This is a genomic window from Streptomyces sp. SLBN-8D4 (assembly GCF_049739545.1).
GTDB lineage: Bacteria > Actinomycetota > Actinomycetes > Streptomycetales > Streptomycetaceae > Streptomyces > Streptomyces canus_C.
This window is the reverse complement of record NZ_JBMGQC010000001.1, coordinates 7,098,979-7,114,837: the sequence shown is the minus strand read 5'-3', so window position 1 is coordinate 7,114,837 and position 15,859 is coordinate 7,098,979. Positions and strand designations below refer to the sequence as shown.

General features: G+C 68.9%; 13 protein-coding genes, 1 pseudogene and 1 riboswitch. Of the genes and pseudogenes, 3 read left to right on the top strand and 11 right to left on the bottom strand.

The window, feature by feature from the left end; genetic code table 11:
- Window positions 1-169 precede the first annotated feature (169 nt).
- Both RKD20_RS32290 and RKD20_RS32285 read left to right on the top strand, forming a co-directional pair.
- On the top strand, window positions 170-910 hold the full coding sequence (locus RKD20_RS32290) for a rhomboid family intramembrane serine protease (protein WP_424880780.1): 741 nt from the start codon (window positions 170-172) through the stop codon (window positions 908-910).
- The gene (locus RKD20_RS32285; RefSeq protein WP_020137395.1) at window positions 907-1,188 is read left to right on the top strand and encodes an Lrp/AsnC family transcriptional regulator; all 282 of its coding nucleotides are present in this window, start codon (window positions 907-909) and stop codon (window positions 1,186-1,188) included. The genes RKD20_RS32290 and RKD20_RS32285 overlap by 4 nt, the downstream gene beginning before the upstream one ends.
- An 18-nt stretch (window positions 1,189-1,206) precedes the next feature.
- Here the strand turns inward: RKD20_RS32285 and RKD20_RS32280 are convergent, their stop codons facing one another.
- The 7 genes and pseudogenes from RKD20_RS32280 to RKD20_RS32250 form a co-directional block, all read right to left on the bottom strand.
- Window positions 1,207-3,366, bottom strand: coding sequence for a protein kinase domain-containing protein (locus RKD20_RS32280; protein WP_424880779.1), 2,160 nt, complete (start codon window positions 3,364-3,366; stop codon window positions 1,207-1,209).
- 68 nt (window positions 3,367-3,434) lie between these two features.
- Window positions 3,435-4,796 (bottom strand): aminotransferase class V-fold PLP-dependent enzyme, encoded by a 1,362-nt coding sequence (locus tag RKD20_RS32275; protein ID WP_424880778.1) that lies wholly within the window; start codon window positions 4,794-4,796, stop codon window positions 3,435-3,437.
- 120 nt (window positions 4,797-4,916) lie between these two features.
- A riboswitch (SAM riboswitch) is annotated at window positions 4,917-5,033 on the bottom strand.
- A 76-nt stretch (window positions 5,034-5,109) separates the two neighbouring features.
- Entirely contained in the window at window positions 5,110-6,174 is a 1,065-nt protein-coding gene (gene trpD, locus RKD20_RS32270; RefSeq protein WP_424880777.1) for an anthranilate phosphoribosyltransferase, read from the bottom strand.
- A gap of 187 nt (window positions 6,175-6,361) precedes the next feature.
- Entirely contained in the window at window positions 6,362-7,999 is a 1,638-nt protein-coding gene (locus tag RKD20_RS32265) for a cytochrome b (protein WP_424883376.1), read from the bottom strand.
- Window positions 8,000-8,503: 504 nt separating this feature from the next.
- Window positions 8,504-8,878: pseudogene (locus RKD20_RS32260) on the bottom strand (ubiquinol-cytochrome C reductase); the annotation flags it as partial.
- A gap of 170 nt (window positions 8,879-9,048) precedes the next feature.
- Window positions 9,049-9,858, bottom strand: coding sequence for a c-type cytochrome (locus tag RKD20_RS32255; RefSeq protein ID WP_424880776.1), 810 nt, complete (start codon window positions 9,856-9,858; stop codon window positions 9,049-9,051).
- A 60-nt stretch (window positions 9,859-9,918) separates the two neighbouring features.
- Window positions 9,919-10,539, bottom strand: a complete 621-nt coding sequence (locus RKD20_RS32250) for a cytochrome c oxidase subunit 3 (RefSeq protein WP_007381483.1) — start codon at window positions 10,537-10,539, stop codon at window positions 9,919-9,921.
- Window positions 10,540-10,684: 145 nt separating this feature from the next.
- On the opposite strand from RKD20_RS32250, the gene RKD20_RS32245 reads away from it, so the two are divergent.
- Window positions 10,685-11,086 (top strand): hypothetical protein, encoded by a 402-nt coding sequence (locus RKD20_RS32245; RefSeq protein ID WP_424880775.1) that lies wholly within the window; start codon window positions 10,685-10,687, stop codon window positions 11,084-11,086.
- A gap of 93 nt (window positions 11,087-11,179) precedes the next feature.
- Here RKD20_RS32245 and RKD20_RS32240 read toward each other — a convergent pair whose 3' ends face one another.
- The 4 genes from RKD20_RS32240 to coxB all read right to left on the bottom strand — a co-directional run bounded on the left by RKD20_RS32240 (window position 11,180) and on the right by coxB (window position 15,673).
- Window positions 11,180-12,442 (bottom strand): Ig-like domain-containing protein, encoded by a 1,263-nt coding sequence (locus RKD20_RS32240; protein ID WP_424880774.1) that lies wholly within the window; start codon window positions 12,440-12,442, stop codon window positions 11,180-11,182.
- A gap of 131 nt (window positions 12,443-12,573) precedes the next feature.
- Window positions 12,574-12,972 carry a cytochrome c oxidase subunit 4 gene (locus RKD20_RS32235; protein WP_424880773.1) on the bottom strand — a complete coding sequence of 133 codons (399 nt, stop codon included), beginning with the start codon at window positions 12,970-12,972 and terminating at the stop codon, window positions 12,574-12,576.
- Window positions 12,969-14,711 (bottom strand): cytochrome c oxidase subunit I, encoded by a 1,743-nt coding sequence (ctaD, locus tag RKD20_RS32230; RefSeq protein WP_424880772.1) that lies wholly within the window; start codon window positions 14,709-14,711, stop codon window positions 12,969-12,971. The genes RKD20_RS32235 and ctaD overlap by 4 nt, the downstream gene beginning before the upstream one ends.
- Complete coding sequence (gene coxB / locus RKD20_RS32225) at window positions 14,708-15,673, bottom strand: cytochrome c oxidase subunit II (RefSeq protein ID WP_424880771.1); 966 nt, start codon at window positions 15,671-15,673, stop codon at window positions 14,708-14,710. The genes ctaD and coxB overlap by 4 nt, the downstream gene beginning before the upstream one ends.
- Window positions 15,674-15,859 lie beyond the last annotated feature (186 nt).

Below are 15,859 nucleotides of genomic sequence, written 5' to 3'. Positions count from 1 at the left end.
TGCCTGTGCTCTTTCCTACTAGCCATTGTCGGTGACGCACCGGCATCCCGGTGCATGTGGCTCGTAACCCTACGGCCTGGCGGGTACTCGCCGCTCGGACGTCCGCAGGACCTCTCCGGCGGCGAGGCGCTCTGTTCGGTTGCGTCCCGTTACGTCATGCTCTGTGTTCATGATCAGCAACTGGAGGGTCACAGTCGGTGGAGCAGGCAGGGCGCTGTGGGGGCCGGCTCCGGTCACCTACGGGCTGATCGCCCTGTGCTCTCTGGTCTTCGTGATCGGCCCCGCCTCGGGTCTCGACCCGGCCTACGGCTCCGGGGACGCGGCCCTGGCCGCCCAGCGGGCCTGGTTCCACCGCTGGGGCGTGGTCCCCGCCGAGCTCTTCGAGGGCTCGCCGGGTGCCGCCCTCACCCCGGCCACCGCGCTGTTCGTGCACGGCAGCTGGGTGCACCTGCTGGGCAACATGCTCTTCCTCTACGTGTTCGGGGTGATGACCGAGGAGCGGATGGGCCGGGTGCAGTTCCTCCTGTTCTACGTCGGCTGCGGCTACCTCGCCCTGCTGGGCTACGCGGCCGCCAACGCCGACTCCGCGCAGTCCCTGGTCGGTGCCTCCGGGGCGATCTCGGCGGTCCTCGGCGCGTTTCTGTTCCTGTTCCCCAGGGCCCGGGTGACCAGTCTCCTGCCGTTCCTCTTCTTCCTGCCGCTGCGCTTTCCCGCCTGGGTCGTCCTCCCGTTCTGGGCGGCGCTGCAATGGCTCGCGGCGGGCCGGGCCGCCGACGGCCCAGGGGTGGCCTATCTGGCCCACCTGGTGGGCTTCGGCCTGGGCCTGGTCTTCGCCTGGGTGCGTTTCGGCCGTACGACTAGAGTGAGGGCCGCCCCAGCTCCGGCCCCCGAGGGAGAGAACCAGCCGTGATCACCGCGATCGTCCTCATCAAGACCAGCGTGGACCGGATCCCCGAGATCGCGGAGCGGATCGCCGCGCTGGAGTCCGTGAGCGAGGTCTTCTCCGTGACGGGCACGTACGACCTGATCGCCATGGTCCGGGTCAAGCAGCACGAGGACCTCGCCGAGGTCATCCCCGGCAGTATCAGCAAGATCCCGGGCGTCGAGGCGACGGACACCCACGTGGCCTTCCGCACCTACTCGCAGCACGACCTGGAGGCCGCGTTCGCGATCGGCCTCGACAGCTGAGCCTCCGCCCCCTGCCGGCTAGGAGTCGAGCGCCAGCACCGTGATGCCGTCGGCGGTCGCGGCGTACACCCGGCCGTCCCGGACGACCGGACTCTGGGTTCCGACGGACGCGCCGCCCTCGACGCGCCGGTGCCAGGTCTGCTTCCCCCTGCGGTCGAGGCCGTAGAGCGTCGAGCCGTGGCGGACGTAGACGGTGTCGCCGGAGACCGTGGGGTCGCTGTACTGGTTTCCGTCGTCGGTGAACTGGAAGGACCACGCCGTCGATCCGTCGGCGGGGTCCAGGGCGACCAGTTCGTAGTCGGAGGCGGTGACGGCCAGGCCGGCGAAGGGCACGCAGGTGAAGTAGCGGCCGCCGTACACCTTGTCGTTGCTCGCGTCCCACAGCGGCTTGCCGGTGCGGGAGATGCCGTGCAGCGACCGCTCGCCGCCCGATCCGACCAGCAGCGTGTCGCCGACCGGCGCGGGCCGCCCGGGGTCGGCACCGGCCGTCGTCGCCCAGAGCCGCTTGCCGGTCTTCGCGTCCAGGGCGTGGACCCGGTCCCCGAAGGTGCCGACGTACACCACGCCGTCCGCCACCACGGGTTCGCCGGTGGGCGCCGGTCCGGTCGACGTGGACCAGCGCACGCTGCCGTCGGGGGCGTAGGCCCGCACCCCGCCCGCGTCCGAGCCGTGGCCGTAGGACACCAGGACCAGCTGGCCCGCGGCGACCGGGAACTGGCTGTTCGCGGCGAACGACCTGGTCCAGTGGATCTTGCCGCCCCGGCCGAGCGCGCACAGCTTGGAGGCGCCCTCCTGGCCGTCCTCAAGCAGGCAGTACACGCCGTCGGCGGTGGCGAGCGGGGACATGGCCTCGGCACCGAGCCGGGTCCGCCACACGGTCCGGCCGTCCAGGTCAAGACCGTGCAGCGCGCCGTCCGCGCCGCCGACGTACACCCGGGTGCCGTCGGGCGAGACCGCCGCGCAGGGGCCGCGCCGCCCGCCGAGCCCCTGGACCTTGTACTGCCAGCCCGTCGCGGGCGTGCCCGTCGGGCCCCCCGCCCCCGCCTTCGCCTTCGCCTTCGCCTTCGCCGATCCGTCCGGCGCCGCCCGCAGCCACAGCCAGCCGCCCAGGCCTCCGGCCGCGACCACGCCGGCGCCGCCCGCCACGGCCCGCAGCAGCCCGCGCCGGGACGGCGGGGCGGTGGCCGGTGTGACCGGGGTGACCACGGGGACGTCCGTGACGGTCACGGGCGCCACGTACTCGACCCGGCTCCCCCGCTCCCCCGAGTCGTGCCCGGGAACCCAGTGAGCACCGCTGTGCACGGCCTCGGGCTCCTTCTCGGCACCGGGGGCGTACCACCCCGGCCGCAACCCCTCACGCAGCGACCCCGCGCTGTGCCCCGCGGCCGCGACCAGCTCCGCGGTGGTCGGCCGCGCGGTGGGGTCGTCCCGCAGACAGGCCTCCACGAGCGGCAGCTGTTCCTCCGGTACGGCGGACAGGTCGACGTCCCCGGTCAGGATCCGCAGCAGGACGACCGAGTCCTGGCCCTCGCCGAAGGGTTCCTTGCCGCCGGAGGCGTAGGCGAGGACCGCGCCCAGGGAGAAGACGTCACTGGCCGGCACCACCTGGGCGCCGTTGCGGATCTGCTCGGGCGAGAGATAGCCGACCGACCCGACGACCACGCCGGTCCGGGTCAGCGCGGTGCCCTCCAGGGCCCGGACGATCCCGAAGTCGATGACCCGGGGGCCGTCCGGCGAGAGCAGGATGTTGGAGGGCTTGAGGTCCCGGTGCACCAGCCCCTTGCCGTGGATCGCGGCGAGCGCCTCGGCGAGCGCGGCCGCCAGCAGCCGTACCGCGTCCGCGGGCAGCGGTCCCCGGTCGAGCACCGCGTCCCGCAGGTTGGGTCCCTGCACGAACTCGGTCGCCATCCACGGCCGCGCGGCCTCGGTGTCCGCGTCCACGACCCGCGCGGTGTACGTGCCCGCCCCGCCGACGGTCTGCGCGGCCCGCACCTCGTGCCGGAACCGGGCGCGGAAGGTGCGGTCCTCGGCGTGCTCGGCCCGTACGACCTTCACCGCCAGCCGCAGTCCGCCGCGCGCCTCGGCGAGGTACACCTCGCCCATGCCGCCGGACCCGAGTCTGCCCAGGACCTCGTAGGGCCCGATGGTCCGCGGGTCCGTCTCGCGCAGCTCCTGCACCCCGTGCTCCCCCTGCATTCCGTACGGCTGCCGAGGGGGAGCGTATACGCGTGCCGGACCTCAGTACGTCAGACGGCCGGGACGCAGCGGCCGTCCTCGGTGCGGTACGTCCACTTCGCACCGTCCGCGACCAGTTCCTTCACGGCCTTCACAAAGCGCTCCACGTGCTCGTCCGGCGTGCCCGCGCCGAAGCTCACCCGGATCGCGTTGAGGGACTTCTCGCCCGGCGCGGCCTCGGGGGCACCGCACTCGCCCTGGGACTGCGGGTCGCTGCCGAGGAGGGTGCGGACGAGGGGGTGGGCGCAGAAGAGGCCGTCGCGGACGCCGATGCCGTACTCGGCGGAGAGGGCGGCGGCGAAGTGGGAGCTGTTCCAGCCCTCGACGACGAAGGAGATCACGCCGACGCGGGGGGCGTCGTCGCCGAAGAGGGACAGGACGCGGACCTCGGGAACCTCGGCCAGCCCTTCGCGGACCTTCCCGATCAAGTGCTGCTCACGGGCGACCAGGCTGCCGAACCCGGCCTCGGTCAGCGCCTTGCAGGCGGAGGCGATGGAGTAGGCGCCGATGACGTTGGGCGAGCCTGCCTCGTGCCGCGCGGCGCTCTCGTGCCACTCCACGTCCACTCCCCCGTCCTCGCGCCGGGTGACCTTGCGGCTGGCGCCGCCGCCCGCGAGGTAGGGGTCGGCGGCCCGCAGCCAGTCGGCGCGGCCGGCCAGGACACCGGAGCCGAAGGGTGCGTAGAGCTTGTGGCCGGAGAAGGCGATCCAGTCGACGTCGAGGTCACGGACGCTCACCGGGTGGTGCGGGGCGAGCTGGGCCGCGTCGAGCACGATGCGGGCACCGTGGGAGTGGGCGGCCGCCGCGAGCTCTCGTACGGGCCACAGCTCACCGGTGACGTTGGAGGCGCCGGTGACGCAGACCAGGGCCGGGCCGTGGGGGTCCCGGTCGGCGAGGGCCTTCTCCAGGGTCTCGACGGCCTGCCGCGGGGTGCGCGGCGCGTCGAGGTAGCTGACCCGGGCGTCCTGCCAGGGCAGCAGGCTCGCGTGGTGCTCGGTCTCGAAGACGAAGACCTGGCAGTCGGCGGGGAGGGCGGCGGCGAGGAGATTGAGCGAGTCGGTGGTCGACCGGGTGAAGATCAGCTGATCGTCGTCGCGGCAGTCGAGGAACTCGGTGACGGTCCTGCGGGCGTTCTCGAAGAGGTCGGTCGACAGCTGGGAGAGGTAGCCGGCCCCGCGGTGCACGCTGCCGTAGTAGGGCGCGTACGCCGCCACGTCGTCCCACACCCGCTGGAGGGCCGGTGCGCTGGCCGCGTAGTCGAGCGCCGCGTAGGTGACTTCGCCGCCGGTCACGAGCGGGACGGTGACATCCCGGCCCAGAACGGGCAGCTGGGCACAAATGGTCTGGGCGGAGGCAGCGGTGGAGACAGACATGGGGAACTCCCGTGGAAAGAGAAAAGTGAGATGGGTGTGCGGAGGCGGGGCTCGGCGCCCTATCGCATTCGCTTGCTCACGGAAGACTCCTCGAACGACCAGGATCCCTGGTTCGTGAGGGATCCGTGCTTGCCGCAGACCTCGCTGCCTACGGCCTGGTCTTCACCCGGGGCACCCCGCCACGGACGGAGGGTTGCCGGACAGTCGGCCGGGGCCTCATGACTGTCACTCATGACCTGGTCAAAGAAAATACGTGAGGTGATCGTCGTCCCGCAACCCGTGTCCGGATCGCGGGACGACGCCCTGGTGTTCGCTACGCGTTGCTCGCGGCCACCCAGCGCTCCAGCGTCCGCTTCGCCGACCCCGAGTCGATCGACTCGGCGGCCTTGTCCATCCCGGCCCGGAGCTGCTCGGCCAGGGTCCCGGTGCCCGGGTCCAGGGCGACCAGCGCGGCCGCCGAGTTCAGGAGTACGGCGTCACGGACCGGGCCGGTCTCGCCGTCCAGCAGTTTCCTGGCGACCTCCGCGTTGTACGCCGGGTCACCGCCCCGCAGGGCCTCCACCGGCACCAGCTCGATGCCGACGTCCCGGGGGTCGAAGCTCTCCTCGGTGACCTTGCCGTCGCGGACGATCCAGACGCGGGAGGTCGACGTGGTCGTCAGCTCGTCGAGGCCGTCGTCGCCGCGGAAGACGAGGGCGGAGTTGCCGCGTTCGGCGAAGACGCCCGCGACGACCGGCGCCATGCGCGGATCGGCGACCCCGACCGCCTGGGACCGCACCCGTGCGGGGTTGGTCAGCGGGCCGAGGATGTTGAACACCGTGCGGATGCCCAACTGCCCGCGGGCGGCGCCCGCGTGCCGCAGCGCCGGGTGGAACTTGACCGCGAAGCAGAATGTGATCCCGGCCTCACCGGCCACCTCGGCCACCCGTCGCGGGGTCAGCTCCAGGTTGACGCCGAGCTTCTCCAGGACGTCCGAGGCGCCGGACGCGGAGGAGGCGGCCCGGTTGCCGTGCTTGACGACCGTGGCGCCGGTGCCGGCCACGACGATCGCCGACATGGTGGAGATGTTGACGGTCTTGGCGCCGTCGCCGCCGGTGCCGACGATGTCCACGGTCCGCCCGGGCACCTCGATCACATTGGCGTGCGCGTACATCGTCCGCACCAGCCCGTTGATCTCCTCGACCGTCTCGCCCTTGGCCCTGAGGGCGACCACGAAGCCGGCGATCTGCGCGTCGGTCGCCTCGCCCTGCATGATCCGGTCCATGGCCCACGCCGTCGCGTCGGCGCTCTGGTCCCGTCCGTACAGCAGGGCGTTCAGTACCTCGGGCCAGGAACGGCCCGCCGCGGTGTCGCCTCCAGCGGGGGTCACAGCGCTCATGGGGCCGCTCCAGATGTCGTAGAAAGTGTGCCCACACCCTATCCAGCCCACAGCACGCCGCAGGGCCCCGTCCGGCGTTCGGACGGGACCCGACAAGCCCCCACCGAACCCCCACGGCAAAGGGCCCGTCCGACACACCGGACGGGCCCTTACTACCGCGCGTGGCGAGCGCAGCGACAAGCAGCGATCAGTGGTGGCCGTGGCCGCTCGTGATCTCCTTGTACTCCTCGACGGTCGGCTTGGGGATCTGGGCCTCGTCGCCGTAGTACGCCTCGCTCAGCTTGGCGCGCAGCTTCTCGGTGCCCTTGATCTTCCGCTCGACGCCGTTCTCGTCGACCGCGGGACCGATCTGCGCCGGCGCGTACTGCTCGTGCGCCGTGAGCGTGTGCAGCTGCTCCTGGCTGAGCGGCTCGTGGACCTCGATGAACTCACCGTGCGGCAGGCGCTTGATGATGCCGGACTCGCGGCCGTGCAGCACCTTGTCCTTGTCGCGGCGCTGGAGGCCGAGGCAGATCCGCTTGGTGGCGACGAACGCGAGGACCGGGGCGACGAAGAACGCCACCCGCACGAACCAGGTGATGGCGTTGATCGACAGGTGGAAGTGGGTGGCCCAGAGGTCGTTTCCACCACCGATCAGCAGCACCATGTACCAGGTGATCCACGCGACACCGAAGGCCGTACGCGTCGGGGCGTTGCGCGGCCGGTCCAGGATGTGGTGCTCGCGCTTGTCGCCGGTGACCCAGGACTCGATGAACGGGTAGACCGCGATCGCGACCAGGACCAGCGGGAAGATGACCAGCGGGATGAACACGCCCAGGACGAGCGTGTGGCCCCAGAAGTTGATCTCCCAGCCCGGCATGACACGGATCAGGCCCTCGGAGAAGCCCATGTACCAGTCCGGCTGGGCGCCCGTGGACACCTGGTCGGGACGGTAGGGGCCCATCGACCAGATCGGGTTGATCGAGGCGATCGCCGCGATGGCCGCGATGACACCGAAGACCAGGAAGAAGAAGCCTCCGGCCTTGGCCATGTAGACCGGCAGCAGCGGCATGCCGACGACGTTGTTGTTCGTCTTGCCGGGACCCGCGAACTGCGTGTGCTTGTGGTAGAAGACCAGGATCAGGTGGCCGACGACCAGGCCGAGCATGATGCCCGGCAGCAGCAGGACGTGGATCGAGTAGAAGCGGGCCACGAAGTCGCCGCCCGGGAACTCCCCGCCGAACAGGAAGAACGACAGGTACGTGCCGACGATCGGCACGGACAGGATCGCGCCCTCCATGAAGCGGACACCGGTGCCGGAGAGCAGGTCGTCCGGCAGCGAGTAACCGGTGAAGCCGGTGAACATGCCGAGGACGAACAGCAGGAAGCCGAACAGCCAGTTGACCTCACGCGGCTTGCGGAACGCGCCCGTGAAGAACACACGCATCATGTGCACGAACATGCCGGCGAGGAAGATCAGCGCCGCCCAGTGGTGGATCTGCCGGATCAGCAGACCACCGCGCACATCGAAGGAGATGTGCATGGTCGAGTTGAACGCCTCGGACATCAGCTGTCCCTGCAGCGGGACGTAGCTGCCGTGGTACTCCACCTCGTTCATCGACGGGTGGAAGAACAGCGTCAGGTACACACCCGTGAGGATGATGATGATGAAGCTGTAGAGGCAGACCTCACCCAACATGAACGACCAGTGGTCGGGGAAGATCTTGCGCATGTTGGACTTGGCCAGGGAGTAGATCCCCAGCCGTCCGTCGGCCCAGTCGGCGACGCGCTCGCCGGCCGGCGCCTTCCCGCGTGCGCGGGACTCGGAGGACTCGTTAGTGCTCATCCGCGCTCCCAGAATGCAGGACCGACGGGCTCCTCGAAGTCGCCGAGCGCTTCGAGGTAACCCTGGTCGTTCACGCCGATCCGCAGCTGCGGCAGGGCGTGACCGGCGGGGCCGAAGATCACCCGGGCACCGTCGGAGAGGTCGAAGGTGGACTGGTGGCAGGGGCAGAGCACGTGGTGCGTCTGCTGCTCGTACAGGGAGATCGGGCAGCCCACGTGGGTGCAGATCTTCGAGTACGCGACGATTCCCTCGTACGACCACTCGAGCTCGCGCTTGTCCTTGATGTTGTCCGGCTGGATGCGGACGATCATCAGGGCGGGCCTTGGCGATCTCGGTCTGGAACTCCTCGTCGTGCTCCTCCAGACCCTCGGGCTTGGCGAAGGTCAGCGAGCCGACCGCGACGTCGGAGGGACGCAACGGCTCGTTGGTGTTCATGTTGACGAGCTGGAGGCCCTTGCGCCACATGGTGTGGCGGAGCTTGGTGCCGGGCAGCGGACCGAGGTCGCGCAGCAGCATCACGCCGGAGAGCGGGAACAGGGCCAGCGCGCCGAACATGGTGTTGCGGATCAGCTTGCGACGGCCGAGCGCCGACTCCTTGGCTCCCTGCTTGAAGTCGGCCATGACCTTGGTCTTGACCTCGGGGGGCGCCTCGATCGGGTGACGCTCGTCGGCGATCTCCTCGTCGGACATCAGGGTGCGGGCCCAGTGGACCGCGCCCGCGCCGATCGCGAAGAGGGCGAGACCGAGGGTCAGGCCCAGCGCGAAGTTCAGCGCGTTGATGTGCCCGATCGGGAACACGAAGATCGACTTGTCGTGGGGGATGCCCACGTACGAGGCGATGAACCCGATCGTCGACAGCATCGAGACCGTGAACAGCATGGCCACCGTGCGCTCGGACCGCCTGGCGGCCCGCTCGTCGATGTCCTGCACCCGGTGCTCGTGGGGCGGGAGGCCGGGGTCCGCGAACGGGTTCTTCTCGTCCGCGACGCCGACCGCGCCGTGCGCGTCCTGCTCTGCGGGCAGGTTCTCTTCTGGAATGTCTTGGCTACTCATGACTTCTTGGCCTTTGCGGTCCGAGCGGCGACCCAGACGGCGACTGCGATCAGCGCGCCGAGGCCGAAGATCCAGGCGAACAGGCCTTCGGAGACCGGGCCGAGACCGCCCAGCTCAAGGCCGCCGGGGCTCACGGTGTCGTCGCCGTTGACCGCGTTCAGGTACGCGATGATGTCCTTCTTGTTCTGCTCCGACAGCGTGGTGTCGGGGAACGACGGCATGTTCTGCGGGCCGGTCTGCATGGCCTCGTAGATGTGCTTCGGGGCGACACCCTCAAGGCTAGGCGCGTACTTGCCGTGCGTCAGCGCGCCACCCTTGCCGGTGAAGTTGTGGCACTGGGTGCAGTTGTCACGGAACAGCTCGCCGCCCTTGGCGATGTCGGCGCCGTCGGGGCCGTACTGCGCCTTGGTCGGGACGGACGGACCGGCACCCAGCGAGGCGACGTACGCGGCCAGCTGGTCGATCTCGGCCTGCGTGTAGATGACCTTCTTGCGCGGAACCTGCGCACCCGGCTGCTGGGCCGGCATACGGCCGGTGCCGACCTGGAAGTCGACGGCCGCGGCGCCCACGCCCACGAGGCTCGGACCGTCGGAGGATCCCTGACCCCCGGTGCCGTGGCAGCTGGCGCAGCCTACGGCGAAGAGCTTCTTGCCCTCGTCGATGGCCAGGGACTGGGCGGTTTCATCTGCCTTCGCCTTGTCCGCGGGGGCGAACACGGCGTACAGCCCCCCGGTGCATGCCAGCGCGAGGAGTAGGACGACGAGCGCCGCCAGCGGGTGGCGTCGTCGTGCGGAGAGCTTTTTCACGGATTACCCCGGTGTCAGGATCTTCTGCGTCGATGCTTGCGATGTCGGGAGCGGGCCCGGCTACTTGATCATGTAGATCGTGGCGAAGAGGCCGATCCAGACGACGTCGACGAAGTGCCAGTAGTAGGACACGACGATGGCCGCGGTCGCCTGCTCGTGGGTGAACCTCTTGGCCGCGTAGGTACGCCCGAGAACGAACAGGAACGCGATGAGGCCGCCCGTCACGTGCATGCCGTGGAAGCCGGTGGTCAGGTAGAACACCGAGCCGTACGGATCGGAGGAGAGCGAGAGCCCGTCCTTCTTCACCAGCTCGGTGTACTCGTAGATCTGACCGCCGATGAAGATCGCGCCCATGATGAAGGTGATGATGAACCAGCCCCGGAGCTTCTTCACGTCACCGCGCTCGGCGGCGAAGACGCCGAGCTGGCAGGTGAGGGAGGAAAGCACCAGGATCGTGGTGTTCGTCGCCGAGAACGGGAAGTTCAGGCTGGACGCCATTTCCTTCCAGTGGTCGGGACCCGTCACCGATCGCAGGGTGAAGTACATCGCGAAGAGGGCCGCGAAGAACATCAGCTCGGAACTCAGCCAGATGATGGTTCCGACGCTGGTGAGGTTCGGCCGGTTGACCGATGGGTGCGCGTGCCCGGTTGTCTCTGTCGTTGCTGTCGCCACGACCGACATTATGTCGGTCGCTTATCCCGCCCTCACCCCGGGGGGTGCCGTTCGGAGTGTCTCCCTGCTCCATACCGGTGTTGACGTGGTGTTCAAGGGAGTAGCATCCGGCCCAACGGGCCTGTCCTTACGACGCTGACGTCACGGAGGAACAATGCAGCCGACCGCCACGGTGCTGGTCTACAGCGACGATTCCAACACCCGCGAGCAGGTACGGCTCGCCTCCGGCCGGCGACCGGCTCCGGACGTCCCGTTGGTCGAGTTCCTGGAGTGCGCCACACCCGCGGCGGTGCTGAAGGAGCTGGACAAGGGCGGGATCGACGTCTGTGTGCTGGACGGGGAGGCCGTGCCGATGGGGGGCATGGGCCTGTGCCGGCAGATCAAGGACGAGGTGTTCGACTGCCCGCCGGTGCTGCTGCTGATCGGGCGGCCGCAGGACGCGTGGCTGGCCACGTGGAGTCGGGCCGAGGCCGCGGTGACGCATCCGGTGGATCCGGTGGAGTTCGCGGCGGCGCTGGCTTCCTTGCTGCGGTCTCGGAAGGCTTTGAGCGCCTAGGAGCTCGGTTCCTGCGCTTTGCGGGCGGCTGCGGGTCCGTTGTGGCTGGTCGCGCAGTTCCCCGCGCCCCTGAGGAGTCCACTGAGCCCCTGGCTAGACGCTCCGGGGCCTCAGCCTCGCAACCTGGTCAGCGCTCGGGGCGTCCGGGGTTCCTGCCACCAGGGCGCTGCCGTCGCGCCACTTCTTCCAGTCCAGGTTCCAGTCGCCGAATCCGTTGCCGAAGGGCTCCATGGTGTGACCGTCCGAGTTGACGACCTGGACCACGTCGCCCTCGTGGACGGTGTTGAAGAACCACTCGGCGTTCGCGGTGCTCATGCCGGTGCAGCCGTGGCTGACGTTGGCGTAGCCCTGCGAGCCGACCGACCAGGGGGCGGCGTGCACGTACTCGCCGCTCCAGGTGACGCGGGTGGCGTAGTACACCGGGAGGTCGTACGAGTCCGAGGAGCCCTCGGCGATCCCGATGCTGGTGCCGCGCATACGTACGAAGTACTCCTTGCCCAGCACGACCTTGACGCCGTTGCGGGTCTCGAAGCCGGGCTTGCCGGTGGTGACCGGGAGCTCCTTGATGACCTCCTCGTTCTTGTACACCTTCATCGAGTGCGATGAGGCGTCCGTCACCGCGATGATGCGGTCGCCGGTGGTCAGCTTGAGGGGCTTGGCCTTGCCGCCCCGGAGCCGGCCGCCGATCTTGATGCCCTCCAGGTCGCTCCGGACCTGGATCGTGGCGTGGGCGGGCCAGTACTCCTTGGGCCGGTAGTGGAGTTCCTTGTCGTCCACCCAGTGCCAGGCGCCCGGTGCGGCGGGCGTGGAGTCCACCCTGAGGGCGCGCTCGACGACGGCCCGCTGGGCCTTGTCCTTGACGGGACGGTCCAGCTTGGCGGTGACGGGCTGGCCGACGCCGTACGTGCCCGCCTTGGGGCCGAAGGTGACGTTCAGGCGGGTCTTGCCGAGCGGCTTGCTGGTGTCGAAGTCGAGGACCTTGCGGCCGGGCGCCCCGTCGTCGTCCTCGGTGCTCACCCGGACCGTGTAGTGGGCGTTTGCGGCCAGCGGGGAGGTGCTGTGCCAGCGGGTGCCGTCGGCGGAGAGTTCGCCCGCCAGGAAGCGGCCCGTGGCGTCCGTGGCGGTGACGTCGGTGATGCGGCCGTCGTCGTCCTCGGCGGTCACCTCGAGCGGCTTGTCCGGGTCGGCCTTCTTGCCGTCGCCCGAGGGCGCGTTGAAGGCGACCTGGTCGGCCGCGTCGTACGGCGTGGCCGCCAGCGGGTTCCCGTCGGACCCGCAGGCGGAGGTGCTTATACCGAGGGCGATCACCAGCATCGTGCAGCTGACGACGGTGCGGGTTCGCGGTGCGTGGTTCATGACTTCACGCTAGGAAGCCCCGTCAAGAACGGCACGCCGGGTGACTCGTACGAGGGATACGGATTGCGGCAAACGCAGGAGCCCGGACGCTCCTGACGGAGTGTCCGGGCCCCTGATGAGCTCAGCTCGTGCTACTGGGTGCGGTTCTCACCGCGGTAGTACTCGAAGACCCAGCCGTACAGGCCGACCAGGATCACCGGCAGCGAGAAGTACAGCAGCCACCAGCCGATCGCGACCGACAGGAAGGCGAGGGCGCCACCGAAGCCGAGGGCGAGCGGCTGCCAGCTGTGCGGGCTGAAGAACCCGACCTCGCCGGCTTCGTCCGCGACGTCGGCCTCCTTGTTGTCCTGCGCGCCGGCGTCCACCCGCCTGGCCGTGAAGCCCAGGTAGAAGCCGACCATGATGGACAGACCGAAGGCCAGGAAGAGCGCGGTGGTACCGGCAGGCTCCTTCGACCACACGCCATAGACGATCGCCATGGCCAGCAAGAAGATGCTCAGCCAGAAGAACAGACGTCCCTGGATCTTCACTTCCCGGCCTCCTTGCCGCCGTTGCCGGCCAGAGCCTTCCCACCGTGACCGGCGTTCTCGAGCTGGTCGAGAGCGGCGATCTCCGGGTGGTGCAGGTCGAACGCCGGGGATTCACTGCGGATCCGCGGCAGGGTGAGGAAGTTGTGCCGCGGCGGCGGGCAGGAGGTCGCCCACTCGAGCGAGCGGCCGTAGCCCCACGGGTCGTCGACGTTGACCGGCTTGCCGTACTTGGCCGTCTTCCACACGTTGTAGAGGAACGGCAGTATCGACAGGCCGAGCACGAACGAGCTGATGGTCGAGATCGTGTTCAGGGCGGTGAAGCCGTCGGCCGCCAGGTAGTCGGCGTAACGACGCGGCATGCCCTCGGCGCCCAGCCAGTGCTGGACCAGGAAGGTGCCGTGGAAGCCGATGAACAGCGTCCAGAACGTGATCTTGCCGAGGCGCTCGTCGAGCATCTTGCCGGTGAACTTCGGCCACCAGAAGTGGAAGCCGGAGAACATCGCGAAGACGACGGTGCCGAAGACGACGTAGTGGAAGTGCGCCACCACGAAGTACGAGTCCGAGACGTGGAAGTCCATCGGGGGCGAGGCCAGGATGACACCGGTCAGACCACCGAAGGTGAAGGTGACCAGGAAGCCGGTGGCCCAGAGCATCGGGGTCTCGAAACTCAGGGACCCCTTCCACATCGTGCCGATCCAGTTGAAGAACTTCACGCCCGTCGGTACGGCGATCAGGAACGTCATGAAGGAGAAGAACGGCAGGAGCACACCGCCGGTGACGTACATGTGGTGCGCCCACACCGTCACGGACAGACCCGCGATCGCGATGGTCGCCGCGATCAGACCCATGTAGCCGAACATCGGCTTGCGGGAGAAGACCGGGATGACCTCGGAGATGATGCCGAAGAACGGCAGGGCGATGATGTACACCTCTGGATGGCCGAAGAACCAGAAGAGGTGTTGCCAGAGCAGCGCTCCGCCATTCGCGGCATCGAAGACGTGTGCCCCGAATTTCCGATCCGCCTCCAGCGCGAACAGCGCGGCGGCGAGGACGGGGAAGGCGAGCAGGACCAGCACGGCGGTCAGCAGCACGTTCCACACGAAGATCGGCATGCGGAACATGGTCATACCGGGCGCGCGCATGCAGATGATCGTGGTGATGAAGTTGACCGCACCGAGGATCGTGCCGAAGCCGGAGAAGGCCAGACCCATGATCCAGAGGTCCGCGCCGATGCCCGGGGAGCGGACGGCGTCGGAGAGCGGGGAGTAGGCGAACCAGCCGAAGTCGGCCGCGCCCGAGGGGGTGAGGAAGCCGCCGACCGCGATCGTCGAGCCGAACAGGTACAGCCAGTAGGCGAACATGTTCAGCCGCGGGAACGCCACGTCGGGCGCGCCGATCTGCAGCGGCATGATCCAGTTGGTGAAACCGGCGAACAGCGGCGTCGCGAACATCAGCAGCATGATCGTGCCGTGCATCGTGAACGCCTGGTTGAACTGCTCGTTCGACATGATCTGCAGACCCGGCCGGGCCAGCTCGGCGCGCATGAAGAGCGCCATCACGCCGCCGATGAGGAAGAACGCGAACGACGTGACCAGGTACATCGTCCCGATCGTCTTGTGGTCAGTGGTGGTGAGCCACTTGATGACCACGCTGCCGCGGTTCTGGCGCCGGACCGGCAGTTCGTCCGTGTAGTGGGACCCTGCCGCCGCGGCACCCTGGGGTTCGTTGAGGATGCTCACAGGTTCGTCGTCTCCCGGTCCTTCTCGTGGGCGGTCTGCTCGATGCCCGCGGGAACGTAACCGGTCTGCCCCTTCTTCGCGAGGTCCTTGAGGTGCTGCTCGTAGCGCTCGGGGGAGACGACCTTCACGTTGAACAGCATCCGGGAGTGGTCGACGCCGCAGAGCTCGGCGCACTTGCCCATGAAGGTGCCCTCCTTGTTCGGAGTCACCTCGAAGGCGTTGGTGTGACCCGGGATGACGTCCTGCTTCATGAGGAACGGCACCACCCAGAAGGAGTGGATGACGTCACGCGAGGTGAGGACGAAGCGAACCGTCTTGCCCTTGGGGAGCCAGAGGGTCGGGCCGGGGTTGCCGGTCTGCGGGTTCTTCGTGGCCGGCGTCCCGAAGTCGTAGACACCGCCGGCGTTCGCCGGGAAGTCGTCCTTGAACCGGGTCGGAATCGCGTCCAGGTTCTTGTCGGTCTTCGCGTCACCCGTGGAACCCGCGACGGGCTCGACGTAGTTGAAGGCCCAGCTCCACTGGTAGCCGACGACGTTGATGGTGACGTCGGGCTGCTTCTTGAGGCTGAGGAGCTTCGACTCGTCGCGGGCCGTGAAGTAGAAGAGCACCGAGACGATGACGAGCGGAACCACGGTGTACAGCGCCTCGATGGGCATGTTGTACCGGGTCTGCGGAGGTACCTCCACCTTGGTGCGGCTGCGCCGGTGGAAGATGGCGCTCCAGATGATCAGACCCCACACCAGCACGCCGACGGCGAGCGCGGCAGCCCAGGAGCCCTGCCACAGGGAGAGGATCCGCGGAGCCTCTTCCGTGGTCGGGGTGGGCATACCAAGGCGGGGGAAGTCTTCCCAGTTGTACGAGCAACCGGTGGCGGTCGCCAGGACCAGGCCCGCAATCATTGCCTGCAGCAGCTTCCGCCGCATCGGGCGCCGCGGCGAGCGGTCGGAGCCGTTGGGACTCACGTAGCGCCTTCCCGAGAGTCTCGCCCGCGCGGATTGGCTGCGGCCTGCCCTTACTCGGTGGTCGGTCGCCGCCCTGCGTCGGGCAGGGGTTTGGATGTTTATGCGGACCAAACCCTAGCCGACGCCCTCCGGGGGTTCAGCGGGAGGGGGGCCTACTGGGTCGGGGGTTAGCTGGTTTGGCGGCCG